Genomic DNA, 12718 nt, shown 5'->3' on the forward strand with positions numbered 1-12718 from the left:
GTACCCGATGACGGTGCAGGTCAGCCGCGGCTGACCGTGCGTACCGCGTCGGCCACGTAGCCGAGGTTCTGCTGGTTCAACGCGGCCACGCAGATGCGGCCGGTACCGACCGCATAGATGCCGAACTCGTCGCGCAACCGGTCCACCTGCGCCTTGCTGAGGCCGGAATACGAGAACATGCCGGCCTGCTGCTGGATGAAGGCGAACTCCGGCGCGCCGAGGGCGGCCAGCTTGTCCACCAGGCCGGCACGCAGGGCGTGGATGCGCTCGCGCATACCGCCCAGTTCGCTTTCCCACAGCGCACGCAGTTCGCTGCTCGCCAACACCCCGGCGACCAGCGCGGCCCCGTGCGTGGACGGGCTGGAGTAGATGGTGCGGATGATGCGCTTGACCTGCGACTGCACTGCCTTGGTCGCGCTGGCGTCCGGACCGACCACCGACAGCGCGCCGACGCGCTCGCCGTAGAGCGAGAACGACTTGGAGTACGAATTGGCGACGATGAAGGCGTCGATCCCGGCCTCGGCGACGATGCGCACCGCGGCGCCGTCCTCGACGATGCCCTGATCGAAGCCCTGATAGGCCATGTCGATGAAGGGGAACAGCCCGCGGTCCTTCATCAGCGCGGCCACCTGCGTCCACTGCGCGACCGTCAGGTCGGCGCCGGTGGGGTTGTGGCAGCAGGCATGCAGCAGCACCACGGTGCCGGGCTTCAGCTGGCCGAGGTCGGCAAGCATGCCGCCGAAGTCCAGGCCATGGGTGGCGGCGTCGAAATAGGTGTAGTCGACGATGTCGAACCCGGCCGCGCCGAACACCGCGCGATGGTTCTCCCAGCTCGGGTTGCTGATGGCGATGGTGGCGTGCGGCAGCAGCTTCTTCAGCAGGTCCGCGCCCACGCGCAGCGCGCCGCTGCCGCCGACGGTCTGGGTGGTGGCCACGCGGCCGGCGGCGACCAGCTCAGAGTCCTTGCCGAACACCAGCTCGCGGGTGGCGGCGTCGTACGCGGCCAGGCCGTCGATCGGCAGGTAGCCGCGCGGTTGGCCGGCGGCGGCGAGCGCCTGTTCCACTTGGCGGACGCAGTCGAGCAGGGGAATGCGGCCCTGTTCGTCGTAATAGATGCCGACGCCCAGATTGACCTTCTGGGTACGGGGATCGGCGTTGTACGCCTCGGTCAGCCCCAGGATGGGGTCGCCGGGCACCAGGTCGACAGATGCAAAAAGAGACACGGAGTGGGGACCGTTGATGGGTGAGGGAGGGGGGTGAAGCCGCCCGCGATGCTAACAGGCGCACGCCTGCTCCGTACGCCCGTGGCGCGTCGGCGTACGGCGCCCGCAGGCCCGGGCATCGCGTGACAGGGGCGGCTATACTCATCCGTTGGCGTGCCCGATGGCAGGCCGGATTGCCGGACAATCAACAACTTGGCAGTCGAAGCTGATCCCACTTCACACTTGCGGCAGCGCGTCGGACCGGTCCGGTCGCGGTGCCCGGAAGACACCGTCGCATGCGCCTTTCCACCATCAAGCTGTCCGGCTTCAAGTCGTTCGTCGATCCCACCGTGCTGCACCTGCCGACCAACATGACCGGCGTGGTCGGACCGAACGGCTGCGGCAAGTCGAACATTATCGACGCCGTGCGCTGGGTGATGGGCGAGAGTTCGGCCAGCCGCCTGCGCGGCGACTCGCTGACCGACGTGATCTTCTCCGGCTCCGCGGCGCGCAAGCCGGTGTCGCAGGCCTCGGTCGAGCTGATCTTCGACAACAGCGACCACACCATCAGCGGCGAGTTCGCCGCCTTCAACGAAATCTCGGTCCGGCGCCTGGTCAGCCGCGACGGCCAGAGCAACTACTACCTCAACGGCACCAAGTGCCGCCGCCGCGACATCACCGACCTGTTCCTCGGTACCGGCCTGGGCCCGCGCAGTTACTCGATCATCGAGCAGGGCATGATCAGCCAGATCATCGAGGCCCGCCCGGAAGACCTGCGCGTGTACCTGGAGGAGGCCGCCGGCATCTCCAAGTACAAGGAGCGGCGCAAGGAGACCGAAACCCGCATCCGCCACACCCGCGAGAACCTCGACCGCCTCAACGACCTGCGCGAGGAGATCGGCAAGCAGCTCGAACACCTCAAGCGCCAGGCCAAGCAGGCGGAGCAGTACAAGGCCTTGCAGGAAGAGCGCCGCATCAAGGACGCCGAGTGGAAGGCGCTGGAGTACCGCGGCCTGGACGGCAAGCTGCAGGGCCTGCGCGAGGCGCTGTCGCAGGAAGAGACCAGGCTGCAGCAGTTGATCGCCGAGCAGCGCGAAGCCGAACGCCTGCTGGAAACCGACCGCGTGCGCCGCGAGGAAGCCGCCGACGCCCTCAACAAGGCCCAGGGCGAGGTCTACCAGGTCGGCAGCACGCTGGCCCGCATCGAACAGCAGATCCAGCACCAGCGCGAGCTGGGCGACCGCCTCAAGCGCGCGCGCGACGAAGCCCACAACGCCCTGCAGGAACTCGGCCAGCACATCAGCGGTGACGAAACCCGCCTGAACGTGCTGCGCGAATCCGTCGCCGACGCCGAACCGCAGCTGGAGCAGTTGCGCGAAGACGACGTGTTCCGCCAGGACGCGCTGCGCGAGGCCGAGGCTGCGCTGGCCGACTGGCAGCAGCGCTGGGAAGCCCACAGCCGCGAATCGGCGGAAGCCTCGCGCGCCGGCGACGTCGAACGCACCCGCGTGGATTACCTCGACCGCCAGTCGCTGGAAGCCGAGCGCCGTCGCGAGGCGCTGGCCAACGAGCGCCTCGGGCTAGACCTGGACGCGCTGGCGTCCGCGTTCGAGCAACTGCAGATGCAGCACGACACGCAGAAGGAATCGCTGGACACGCTGGCGGAACAGGTCGAGGCGCGCAAGCAGGGCGCCGCCGACGTGCAGGAACAGCAGCGTGGCACCCAGACCGAGCTGTCCGACGTGCGCAAGCGCGCGCAGGAAGCCCGCGGCCGACTGTCCTCGCTGGAAACCCTGCAGCACGCCGCGCTGGGCCAGGAGCAGGGCGCCGCCATGACCTGGCTGAAGGCGCGTGGGCTGGACAACGCCGCGCGCGTCGGCGAGAAGCTGACCGTCGAGCCGGGCTGGGAGAACGCCGTTGAAGGCGCGCTCGGCCAGCTGATCGAAGGCGTGCTGGTCGATGCGCCGGAAGCGCTGGTCGACGCGCTGGGTGAACTCGGCGACGGCCGCATCGCGCTGGTGTCGGACGAGCGCAGCGATGTCGCGTTCGCACCCACCTCGCTGGCGGCCAAGGTGCAGGGTCCGGCGGCGATCCGTCGCCTGCTGGCCCGCCTGCACGTGGCCGAGGACCTTGCCGAAGCCCGCCGCCTGCAATTGCAACTGGGCGACGGCGATTCCGTCATCACCCGCAACGGCGAACGCCTCGGTGCAGGCTGGGTGCGCGTGCTGCGCTCCGGTGCGGCCAAGCAGGGCGCGCTGCTGCGCGAGCGCGAGATCCAGTCGCTGCGCGGCGAAATCGAAACCCTGCAGGCGCGCGAAGCCGAGCTGGAAGAGCGCCTGGCCCACCTGCGTGACCAGTTGTTGGCCGCCGAACAGCAGCGCGAGGACGCCCAGCGCACGCTGTACATGGCGCACCGCGGCGTGTCCGAACTGGCCGGCCAGCTGCAGAGCCAGCAGGGCAAGGTGGAGGCCACCCGCACCCGCCTGGAACGCATCGACGGCGAGATCGCCCAGTTGGTCGAAACCCTCGACGCCAGCCGCGAGCAGGCGCGCGAAGCGCGCAGCAAGCTGGAAGACGCCGTTTCCCGCATGGGCGACCTGGAGTCCGCACGACAGGCGCTGGAAGGCGAGCGCCGCCAGTTGGTCGATGCCCGCGACCAGGCCCGCGAAGCCGCGCGCAGCTCACGCGATACCGCGCATGCGCTGGCGCTGACGCTGGAGTCGCAGCGCGCGCAGATCGTCTCGCTGAGCCAGGCGCTGGACCGCATGGGTGGCCAGCGCGGCCAGCTCGATTCGCGCCTGGAAGAACTCACCCTGCAGCTGAGCGAAGGCGATTCGCCGGTGCAGGAACTGGAAAGCCAGCGCCAGGCCGCGCTGGAACACCGCGTCACCGCCGACCGCCAACTGGCCGAGGCGCGTTCGCTGCTGGAAGGCATCGACAACGAACTGCGCCAGTACGAACAGACCCGCCAGCAACGCGACGAACAGGCCGTGGCCCAGCGCGAGCGCATCTCGCAGCGCAAGCTCGACCAGCAGGCGCTGGCACTGAAGGCCGAGCAGCTGTCCGAGGCCGTCGTTGCCGGCGGCTTCGTGCTGGATGACGTCATCAACACGCTGCCCGACGTGGCCGACATCCGCGAATGGGAGCAGGCCGTCACCCAGATCGATGGCCGCATGCGCCGGCTGGAGCCGGTCAACCTGGCCGCCATCCACGAGTACGGCGAAGCCAGCCAGCGTTCGGAGTACCTGGACGCGCAGAACGTCGATCTGACCACCGCGCTGGAAACACTGGAAGAAGCCATCCGCAAGATCGACCGCGAGACCCGCGGTCGCTTCAAGGACACCTTCGACCGCGTCAATGCCGGCGTGCAGCAGCTGTATCCGCGCCTGTTCGGCGGCGGCCATGCCTATCTGGAACTGACGGGCGAAGACCTGCTCGACACCGGCGTGGCCATCATGGCGCGCCCGCCGGGCAAACGCGTGTCCAACATCTCGCTGCTGTCCGGCGGCGAGAAGGCGATGACCGCGGTAGCGTTGGTGTTCGCCATCTTCCAGCTCAATCCCGCGCCGTTCTGCCTGCTGGACGAAGTCGATGCGCCGCTCGATGAAGCCAACGTCGGCCGCTTCACCAACATGGTGAAGGAGATGAGCGAGAAGGTGCAGTTCCTGTTCGTATCGCACAACAAGGCCACGATGGAAGCCGCACACCAGCTCAGTGGCGTTACCATGCGTGAACCCGGTGTCAGCCGGCTGGTGTCGGTGGACCTGGAAGAAGCCGCCCGCCTGGCCGGCGCCGCCTGACCCTGATCGATCCCAACCTGCCGGAGAAACCCCTGTGTCCGACATGGCCATGCTTCGTTTCGGAATCATCATCGCCGGCGTCCTGCTGGTGGCGGCGATCTTCCTGTTCGGACGCCCCAAGAAGCCCAGCCAGGGCCGTCGCATCGAAACCACCGAACGCGACAACGCGCGCGTCGAGCCGAGCATCGCCGGCGACGACACCAGCGAGCAGGTGCAGGACTACAGCGACGATCGCGTCAGCCAGCCCGAACTAGGCCTGCCCGGCGGCACGCCGGTCGCCGGCGTGGAAAGCGACCTGGGCAAGCGCCCCAGCCAGGATTTCGACAAGATCGTCTCGCTGTACGTGGCGGCCAAGGCCGGGCAGGTGCTGCGCGGCGAGGACATCGTGGTGGCCGCCGAGAAGACCGGCCTGACCTTCGGCCACATGAATGTCTTCCACCGGTTGGTGGAAGGGCATCCGGAACGCGGCCCGGTCTTCAGCATGGCCAACATCATGCAGCCCGGCAGTTTCGACATGGCCACCATCCGCACGCTGGAAACCCCGGCCATCGCTTTCTTCCTCACGCTGCCCGCGCCGATGACCGCGCTGGAAGCGTGGGAAAAGCTGCTGCCCAACGTCGAGCGCATGGCCGAACTGCTCGGCGGCGTGGTCCTCGACGACAGCCGCAACACCCTCGGCCGCCAGCGCATCCAGCACATCCGCGAGGAACTGCGTGCGTACGATCGCCAGCATGAGGCGCCGCCGTTGACCAAGGCGCCGCGGTGGTGACGTGGTTGAGTTGGATCAGTGCGTGAGGGCTTACCGTCCCTAAGTGGATGGAATTGAAGTCGATAGTCATGTGGGGGTGGCGGATGAAGTCTAGTGCTTTGCTTCTCGCGTTCTTTCTCTTGGGCGCGGTATCTTCTGTCCACGCACAAGCTGGCAAAGACGTAGGCGCGCTGATTGAGTTGCTGAAGTCAGAATCGGTAGCGGATAGAGCACGAGCCTCTAAAGAGGTTTTCGGTGCAGGTATCCGCGATGAAGCGGTTTATGCCCAGATCTCACTGCTGGTCGAAGGCGGGATGGAAGGTATCGATAAGAAGTCGCCTCGTGTCGATGAGCTGGCTTGGCATGTGAAAGCGCTGGCGAGTTCTGGTGATATTTCTTACATGCCTCTGATAGATCAGGCCGTCAACTCGGGCGTAGGTGGTTTGGCTCGGCACGCGAAAGATGCGAAGAAGATACTGGCCGAGTCAGTAAGCGCGGGCCGCCCTTATCTTCTTTACACAAATGTTCCGGTTCTAACGGAAAGACAAGCGGATGGTTGTCGGTACATCACGCAGAAGATGTGCGAGACGAGTAGGTCTGCAGAAAGATGTATCGCTCACCATCAGGTTAATGCGATTGATTCGGGTGGAAATGCCATTGTGCTGGTCCACTCCACCAGTCGTTCCGTAGGTTTTGGTCCCTTTGGGGGCGACACGACGATGCTGGCAAATTACTACTCTTGTCAGTGAGTAGGATGGGTTGAGCCGCAGGCGATACCCATCATGAGTCATTCATGCCACGGGTGATGGGTATCGCCTGCGGCTCAACCCATCCTACGATTGCGATTCATCGCTTCGTTTCGTGCGTCTGAAGGAATGACGATGTCTGGCCACCGCATCTTCACCACCTCCTTCGCCAGCGTGTACCCGCTGTACGTGCAGAAGGCCGAGCGCAAGGGACGCGCGCAGGCGGAGGTCGACCAGGTCATCGTCTGGCTGACCGGTTACGACGCCGCCGGGCTTGAGCGCCAGATCCGCGACAAGGTCGATTTCGAGACTTTCTTCGCCCACGCCCCCGCGCTCAACCCCAACGTGTCGTTGATCAAAGGCGTGGTCTGCGGTGTGCGCGTGGAAGACGTCGACGACCCGTTGATGCAGAAGATCCGCCACCTCGACAAGCTGGTCGACGAACTGGCGAAAGGGAAGGCGATGGAGAAGATCCTGCGGTGAAGCCGGGCGGCGGGCCAAGGCCCGCCCTACGTGGTTCGGGTCGTGCGTAGGGTGGGCCTTGGCCCACCGCCACACGATCCCGCACACTCCCGTCATGCCCCGCAACGTCCTTTTCATCTGCACCCAGAATCGCCTGCGCAGCCCGACGGCGGAGCAGGTATTCGCCGACTGGCCGGGGATCGAGACCGCGTCCGCCGGCCTGGGCAACGACGCCGAGGTCCCGGTCTCGCCGGAGTTGCTGGCGTGGGCGGATATCGTGTTCGTGATGGAGAAGGTCCACCGCAATCGCTTGTCGGCGAAGTTCGGGCGCCATCTCGACGGCAAGCGGGTGATCTGTCTGGATATCCCCGACGACTACGAGTACATGGACCCCGCGCTGGTACGCCTGCTCGAGCAGAAGGTGACGCGCTTCCTGCCTGCCGCCTGATCTGCGGTTACGCTGGCGCTCCCTTTCACCAGATCCCGCCATGACCTCGACCTTGAGAATGGAAGCCGCCGCGCTCCATCGCGCCGTCAGCGAAGTGCTGCATTACCTGTGGGATCCCATCGGCGTAGCAGGAGTACCCGAAGCGCGCGACGAATACGACGGCTACGTGGATGACGTCTGTGGCTTGCTGTGGCGCGGAGCAGATGCGGACACACTGGTCGCCCATCTTGTCGGTATCGCAGAGGCATCGATGGGATTGCCGGGTACGCAGGAACGGGCCGCGCGTGCGGCCGGAATCCTGCTGATCTGGCGCGAGGTCGTCACGCGATAGCATGTCAGCGTCCCGTTCTCACCACCCTCCGATGGATGACGCATGAGTCGTTCCCTGCAGACTTACACCGGCAGTTGCCACTGCGGCGCCATCCGCTTCGAGATCGACACCGATTTCCCCGAGCTGACGCAGTGCGACTGCTCGATCTGCCGCAAGAAGAACGCGCTGATGGTGAAGGTGCACGAAAGCGCCTTCCGTCTGCTGGCCGGCATGGACGCGTTGGCCGACTACCAGTTCCATACGCACACCGCGCACCACCACTTCTGCACGATCTGCGGCATCTACCCGTTCCACCGCAAGCGGGTCACGCCGGACTACTACGGCATTAACGTGTACTGCCTGGACGGGTTTGATCCGGCCGGCATCCCGGTGCGGATGACGGTCGGGGCAGGCATGCCGTGAGCACGCGCCGCTAGACTACGCACATGTGCCGATTCGTCACCGCCGTCCTGCCTGCCAATGCGCCGCTTCCGGCGCTGGATGCGCTCGCGCGGGGTTATGGGCGGCAGTTCCAGCGCTTGCACAATCCATCGGTGGAGGGACAGCTCGGGGCGGGTGAGGCGTACTTCCTGACCACGCTGGGTCACTGCGACTGCGATGCGCCACTGGGGAGGGCGCGCTCGCGCAAATCCGATGTGGACGAGGACGCCCGCAAGCTTGCCCGCAAGGGATGGAGTGCCGCCAAGGTGGCGCGCGCAATTGCGCAGAAGCGCGACAGTGCTGAGACGACATTCCAGGCCCGTGACGGAGAAGCGCTCGCGCGCTGGGCCGGTTTCGTGAGCGCGGTCGTGGCCTCCGGCCACGTGGACGAATTCGGACTGCTGCTCCACCACTACGCAGGTCCGCTGCACGAAGACGTGCCCCTGCGGGACCGCCGTAGAGTGAAAGTAAGCGCTGCGCTGCTCGAGGACCTGCGTGATCTGGACGAGGACGTGCTGTACCTGTTCCACGCTTGAGCCATCGGCATGGGACGTTTCACGCGCCATGCCACTCACGTTGCCGTCCTCAGACGGGGCTCCGGGCTCCCTCGATGGCCCCCCAAGCCTGGCGTTCCGTGCTCTGATTCCCAAGGCTCGAGCACAGGCATGCCATCGATGGCTCTCCTGGCCCCGTGAGCAACGCTCGGAATCCCAAGCGTCGAGCACCTGAGTGCCATCGATGGGATTTCCGAAGCCATCGACGGCTTTCAAGGACCCATCGATCGCTTTCCGGATCCCATCGATGGCATTCCAGAAGCCATCGATCGCTCACGGGATGCCATCGATGGCCTCCGGAATACCATGCCATCGCGCTCGAACAGCCATCGATGGCACACCGAGACCCATCGATGGCTTTCCGGACCCGGGACATCACACTCCGCGCCCGATCATTGGCATTCCGAGCCCCATCCGCCATCGGACCGCGGGCAGGGCTGGCCCCCGACACCGTCGGGCGTCCACCTGCCTTTCCCGCGACCGGCCTTAGAATTCCCCCATGACGCCGACCCCCGCCGCCCGCATCGCCGACCTCCGCCGCCAGTTGGAGGACGCCAACTACCGCTACCACGTGCTCGACGAGCCCAGCATTCCGGACGCCGAGTACGACCGCCTGCTGCGCGAACTGGATGAACTGGAAGCCGCGCATCCCGAGCTGGTCACCGCCGATTCGCCCACCCAGCGCGTCGGCAACGCGCCGGCCGGCAAGTTCGCCGAGGTGCGCCACGCCATTCCCATGCTGTCGCTGGGCAACGCCTTCAGCGACGAGGAAGTGCACGACTTCGTCCGCCGTATCGCCGACAAGCTGAAGCGGCCGGCGCTCCGGTTCTCCGCCGAGCCCAAGCTCGACGGCCTGGCGATCAGCCTGCGCTACGAGGACGGCGCCTTCGTGCAGGGCGCCACCCGCGGCGACGGCGCCACCGGCGAGGACGTCACCCTCAATCTCAGGACCGTCAAAGCCATCCCGTTGAAACTTCGCGGCAAGGACTGGCCGGCGGTGCTGGAAGTGCGCGGCGAGGTCTATATGCCGCGCGCCGATTTCGAGAAGTACAACGAGCAGGCCCGCCTGCATGGCGGCAAAGTGCTGGCCAACCCGCGCAACGGCGCCGCCGGTTCGCTGCGGCAGCTCGATCCGCGCATTACCGCGCAACGGCCGCTGGCGTTCTTCGCCTACGGCACGGGCCTGATCGAGGGCGGTGAATTGCCCGACTCGCATTCGGCCACGCTGACGCAGTTGCGTGCCTGGGGTTTCCCGGTCAGCAGTCTCAGCGATGTGGTGGAGGGCGCCGATGGCCTGCTGGCCTACTACCGCCGCATCGGCGAGGCGCGCGACGGGCTGCCGTTCGACATCGACGGCGTGGTCTACAAGCTGGACGACGGCGAAGGGCAGCGCGAGATGGGCTTCGTCTCGCGCGCGCCGCGCTGGGCGATCGCGCACAAGTTCCCGGCGCAGGAACAGGCCACCACCGTCGAGGCCATCGAGATCCAGATCGGCCGTACCGGCGCCGCCACCCCGGTCGCGCGGCTGACGCCGGTGCACGTGGCGGGCGTGATCGTCACCAACGCCACCCTGCACAACGCCGACCAGATCGCCCGGCTGGATGTGCGCGTGGGCGACCACGTCATCGTGCGCCGCGCTGGCGACGTCATCCCGGAAGTGGCCGGCGTGATCCTGGAGCGCCGTCCCGACGGCACCGTGCCGTGGCAGATGCCGACGCACTGCCCGGTATGCGGCGCTGAGATCGTGCGCGAGGAAGGCGAGGCGGTCTGGCGCTGCTCGGGCGAACTGAGCTGCCCGGCGCAGCGCAAGGAATCGCTGCGCCACTTCGCCTCGCGCCGCGCGATGGACATCGAAGGCCTGGGCGACCGCTACATCGAGGACTTGTCGGACCTGGGTTACCTGACGTCGATCGCCGATCTCTACAGGCTGACGCTGGATGACCTGCTGGAGATGAAGCGGCAGGTCGACGCGCGCGACGGGACCACGCCGGAGACCGTGAAGGCCGGCAAGGTGGCGACCAAGTGGGCGGAGAACCTGGTCGAGGCCATCGACCGCAGTCGCCGCACCACGCTGGAGCGCTTCCTGTTCGCACTGGGCATCCAGCACGTGGGCGAAAGCACGGCCAAAGCGCTGGCGCAGTGGTTCGGCGACCTGCAATTGATCCGCCGCCTGCCGTGGCCGCTATTCAAGCGCGTGCCGGACATTGGTGGCGAAGTCGCGCGTTCGCTGGGCCATTTCTTCGGCCAGCTCGGCAACCAGCAGGCCATCGACGATCTGCTGGCGCGCGGCGTGGTGATCGGCGACACGCATCCGCCATCGGGCAAGCTGCGCCCGGGTCTGGACCTGGCCACACTGCTGGTCGACTTGGAAATTCCGAAGGTCACCCGCGTGCGTGCCGAGCAGCTGGCGTCGGCGTTCCCTTCCGTGCAGGCGCTGCTGGATGCCCCGGTGCACAACTTCGTCACCGCCGGCTTGCCCAGCGAGTCGGCCAACGCCTTCGCCGCGTGGCTGGAAGACGCGACCAATGCGACGCTGCTGTCGCGCAGCGGCGCCGCGCTCGACGAACTGCGGGCGATCACGCCGGAAGACGTGGCGGCCTCCGCCGGCCCACTCGACGGCAAGACCGTCGTGCTCACCGGCGCCCTGGCCGCGATGAGTCGCGACGAAGCCGGCGAGAAGCTGGAAGCGCTGGGCGCCAAGATCGCCGGCAGCGTGTCGAAGAAGACGCATCTTGTCATCGCCGGCGAAGCCGCCGGTTCCAAGCTGGCCAAGGCGCAGGAGTTGGGCGTCGAAGTGTGGGACGAAGCGCAGCTGCTGGCGTTCCTGGAGCAGCATGCATGACGTGCAGGAAGTATGGGTGTGGGAGCGACGTGAGTCGCGATCGCTTCTGTTGGAATGCGCGGGCGGCTGATAGGGCGCTGGTGCCGACCATCGCGACTTACGTCGCTCCCACACCGGTTATTTCGTGATGAGCTGGCAACCCACCGCCTCCCTCGATGCGCTGCGCTTGCGCGCCTCCCTCAACCGCCTGGTCCGCGAGTTCTTTCACGCACGTCACGTGCTGGAAGTCGAGACGCCGATGATGTCGCGCGCCGGCAATACCGATCCCAACATCGCGTCGTTCTCGCTGGAGTTTTCCGGCCGCACCGATGGCGCGCCGCGAACGCGCTGGCTGCGCACCTCGCCGGAGTTTCCGCTCAAGCGGTTGCTCGCGGCGGGCGTCGGCGACTGCTACGAACTGGGCCGCGTATTCCGCGATGGCGAAGCCGGCGGACGGCACAACCCCGAGTTCACGATGCTGGAGTGGTACCGCGTGGGCTGGACGCTGGATCCGCTGATCGACGAGACCGTGGCGCTGGTGCAGGCGGCGCTGGCGATGACCGGCGGTGAGGCGACCGTATCGCGTACCAGCTTCCGTGCGTTGTATGTCCAGCGGCTCGGGATCGACCCGATGACGGCCGACCTAGACACCGTACGCAACGCCGCCGCCGGTATCGCCATCGATGGCGACGGGCTGACCCGCGATGACTGGCTGGATCTGCTGATGACGCACCGCCTGCAACCGGACTTCGCTGCGGGCCACATCACCGTGGTGCACGACTACCCGGCCAGCCAGGCGGCCTTGGCGCAGCTGGTCGAACGCGATGGCGTGCCGGTGGCCGAGCGCTTCGAGTTGTACCTGGGCGCGCTGGAACTGGCCAACGGGTACCACGAGCTGACCGATGCGCCGGAGCAACGCCAGCGGTTCGGGCGAGACGTGGCGGTGCGGCAGGCACGTGGCGCCATCGTGCCCCCCATGGACGAGGCGCTGTTGGCCGCGCTGGGGCAGGGCATGCCGTCGTGCGCGGGCGTGGCCTTGGGCATGGACCGCCTGATGATGGCGATGCGCGACACCCCACGCATCGCCGATGTGCTGGCCTTCGATTTCGCCCGCGCCTGAAAGCCAGCCAAACACCTCGCACGCGCGGCGTGGCTGCAAACGGTTACGTGAGGCCGCATTCATTTT

11 protein-coding genes are annotated in these 12718 nt (G+C 66.7%); 10 read left to right on the forward strand and 1 reads right to left on the reverse strand.

The genetic code is table 11. The annotated features are described in order from the left end of the window. Positions 1-20: 20 nt before the first annotated feature. Positions 21-1223 (reverse strand): amino acid aminotransferase, encoded by a 1203-nt coding sequence (locus ASD77_RS16120; RefSeq protein WP_055944302.1) that lies wholly within the window; start codon positions 1221-1223, stop codon positions 21-23. Positions 1224-1498: 275 nt separating this feature from the next. On the opposite strand from ASD77_RS16120, the gene smc reads away from it, so the two are divergent. The 10 genes from smc (at position 1499) to epmA (ending at position 12652) form a co-directional block, all read left to right on the forward strand. Next, the gene (smc, locus tag ASD77_RS16125) at positions 1499-5002 is read left to right on the forward strand and encodes a chromosome segregation protein SMC (RefSeq protein WP_055944305.1); all 3504 of its coding nucleotides are present in this window, start codon (positions 1499-1501) and stop codon (positions 5000-5002) included. 34 nt (positions 5003-5036) lie between these two features. Continuing rightward, complete coding sequence (zipA, locus tag ASD77_RS16130; RefSeq protein WP_055944308.1) at positions 5037-5771, forward strand: cell division protein ZipA; 735 nt, start codon at positions 5037-5039, stop codon at positions 5769-5771. Positions 5772-5818: 47 nt separating this feature from the next. Beyond that, positions 5819-6499 (forward strand): hypothetical protein, encoded by a 681-nt coding sequence (locus ASD77_RS18235; protein ID WP_156383698.1) that lies wholly within the window; start codon positions 5819-5821, stop codon positions 6497-6499. 132 nt (positions 6500-6631) lie between these two features. Continuing rightward, positions 6632-6979 (forward strand): DUF2200 domain-containing protein, encoded by a 348-nt coding sequence (locus ASD77_RS16135; RefSeq protein ID WP_055945054.1) that lies wholly within the window; start codon positions 6632-6634, stop codon positions 6977-6979. A 94-nt stretch (positions 6980-7073) separates the two neighbouring features. Beyond that, positions 7074-7406, forward strand: coding sequence for a low molecular weight protein tyrosine phosphatase family protein (locus ASD77_RS16140; RefSeq protein WP_055944310.1), 333 nt, complete (start codon positions 7074-7076; stop codon positions 7404-7406). Between the two features lie 40 nt (positions 7407-7446). Then, the gene (locus tag ASD77_RS16145; protein ID WP_235578567.1) at positions 7447-7737 is read left to right on the forward strand and encodes a hypothetical protein; all 291 of its coding nucleotides are present in this window, start codon (positions 7447-7449) and stop codon (positions 7735-7737) included. A 42-nt stretch (positions 7738-7779) separates the two neighbouring features. Continuing rightward, complete coding sequence (locus tag ASD77_RS16150; protein ID WP_200947417.1) at positions 7780-8139, forward strand: GFA family protein; 360 nt, start codon at positions 7780-7782, stop codon at positions 8137-8139. Between the two features lie 23 nt (positions 8140-8162). Continuing rightward, positions 8163-8693, forward strand: a complete 531-nt coding sequence (locus ASD77_RS16155) for a hypothetical protein (RefSeq protein WP_055944313.1) — start codon at positions 8163-8165, stop codon at positions 8691-8693. 517 nt (positions 8694-9210) lie between these two features. Beyond that, positions 9211-11553, forward strand: a complete 2343-nt coding sequence (gene ligA / locus ASD77_RS16160) for an NAD-dependent DNA ligase LigA (protein WP_055944316.1) — start codon at positions 9211-9213, stop codon at positions 11551-11553. A 127-nt stretch (positions 11554-11680) separates the two neighbouring features. Continuing rightward, complete coding sequence (gene epmA, locus ASD77_RS16165; protein WP_055944318.1) at positions 11681-12652, forward strand: EF-P lysine aminoacylase EpmA; 972 nt, start codon at positions 11681-11683, stop codon at positions 12650-12652. The last annotated feature ends 66 nt before the right edge of the window (positions 12653-12718 follow it).

The sequence above is a fragment of the Pseudoxanthomonas sp. Root65 genome, assembly GCF_001427635.1.
Classification (GTDB): Bacteria; Pseudomonadota; Gammaproteobacteria; order Xanthomonadales; family Xanthomonadaceae; genus Pseudoxanthomonas_A.

Excerpts from the sequence above, each read along its gene's own strand:
- smc (WP_055944305.1), top strand. The coding sequence starts at position 1,499 with ATGCGCCTTTCCACCATCAAGCTGTCCGGCTTCAAGTCGTTCGTCGAT.
- ASD77_RS18235 (WP_156383698.1), top strand. The coding sequence starts at position 5,819 with ATGGAATTGAAGTCGATAGTCATGTGGGGGTGGCGGATGAAGTCTAGT.
- ASD77_RS16135 (WP_055945054.1), top strand. The coding sequence starts at position 6,632 with ATGTCTGGCCACCGCATCTTCACCACCTCCTTCGCCAGCGTGTACCCG.
- ASD77_RS16140 (WP_055944310.1), top strand. The coding sequence starts at position 7,074 with ATGCCCCGCAACGTCCTTTTCATCTGCACCCAGAATCGCCTGCGCAGC.
- ASD77_RS16145 (WP_235578567.1), top strand. The coding sequence starts at position 7,447 with ATGACCTCGACCTTGAGAATGGAAGCCGCCGCGCTCCATCGCGCCGTC.
- ASD77_RS16150 (WP_200947417.1), top strand. The coding sequence starts at position 7,780 with ATGAGTCGTTCCCTGCAGACTTACACCGGCAGTTGCCACTGCGGCGCC.
- ASD77_RS16155 (WP_055944313.1), top strand. The coding sequence starts at position 8,163 with ATGTGCCGATTCGTCACCGCCGTCCTGCCTGCCAATGCGCCGCTTCCG.
- ligA (WP_055944316.1), top strand. The coding sequence starts at position 9,211 with ATGACGCCGACCCCCGCCGCCCGCATCGCCGACCTCCGCCGCCAGTTG.
- epmA (WP_055944318.1), top strand. The coding sequence starts at position 11,681 with ATGAGCTGGCAACCCACCGCCTCCCTCGATGCGCTGCGCTTGCGCGCC.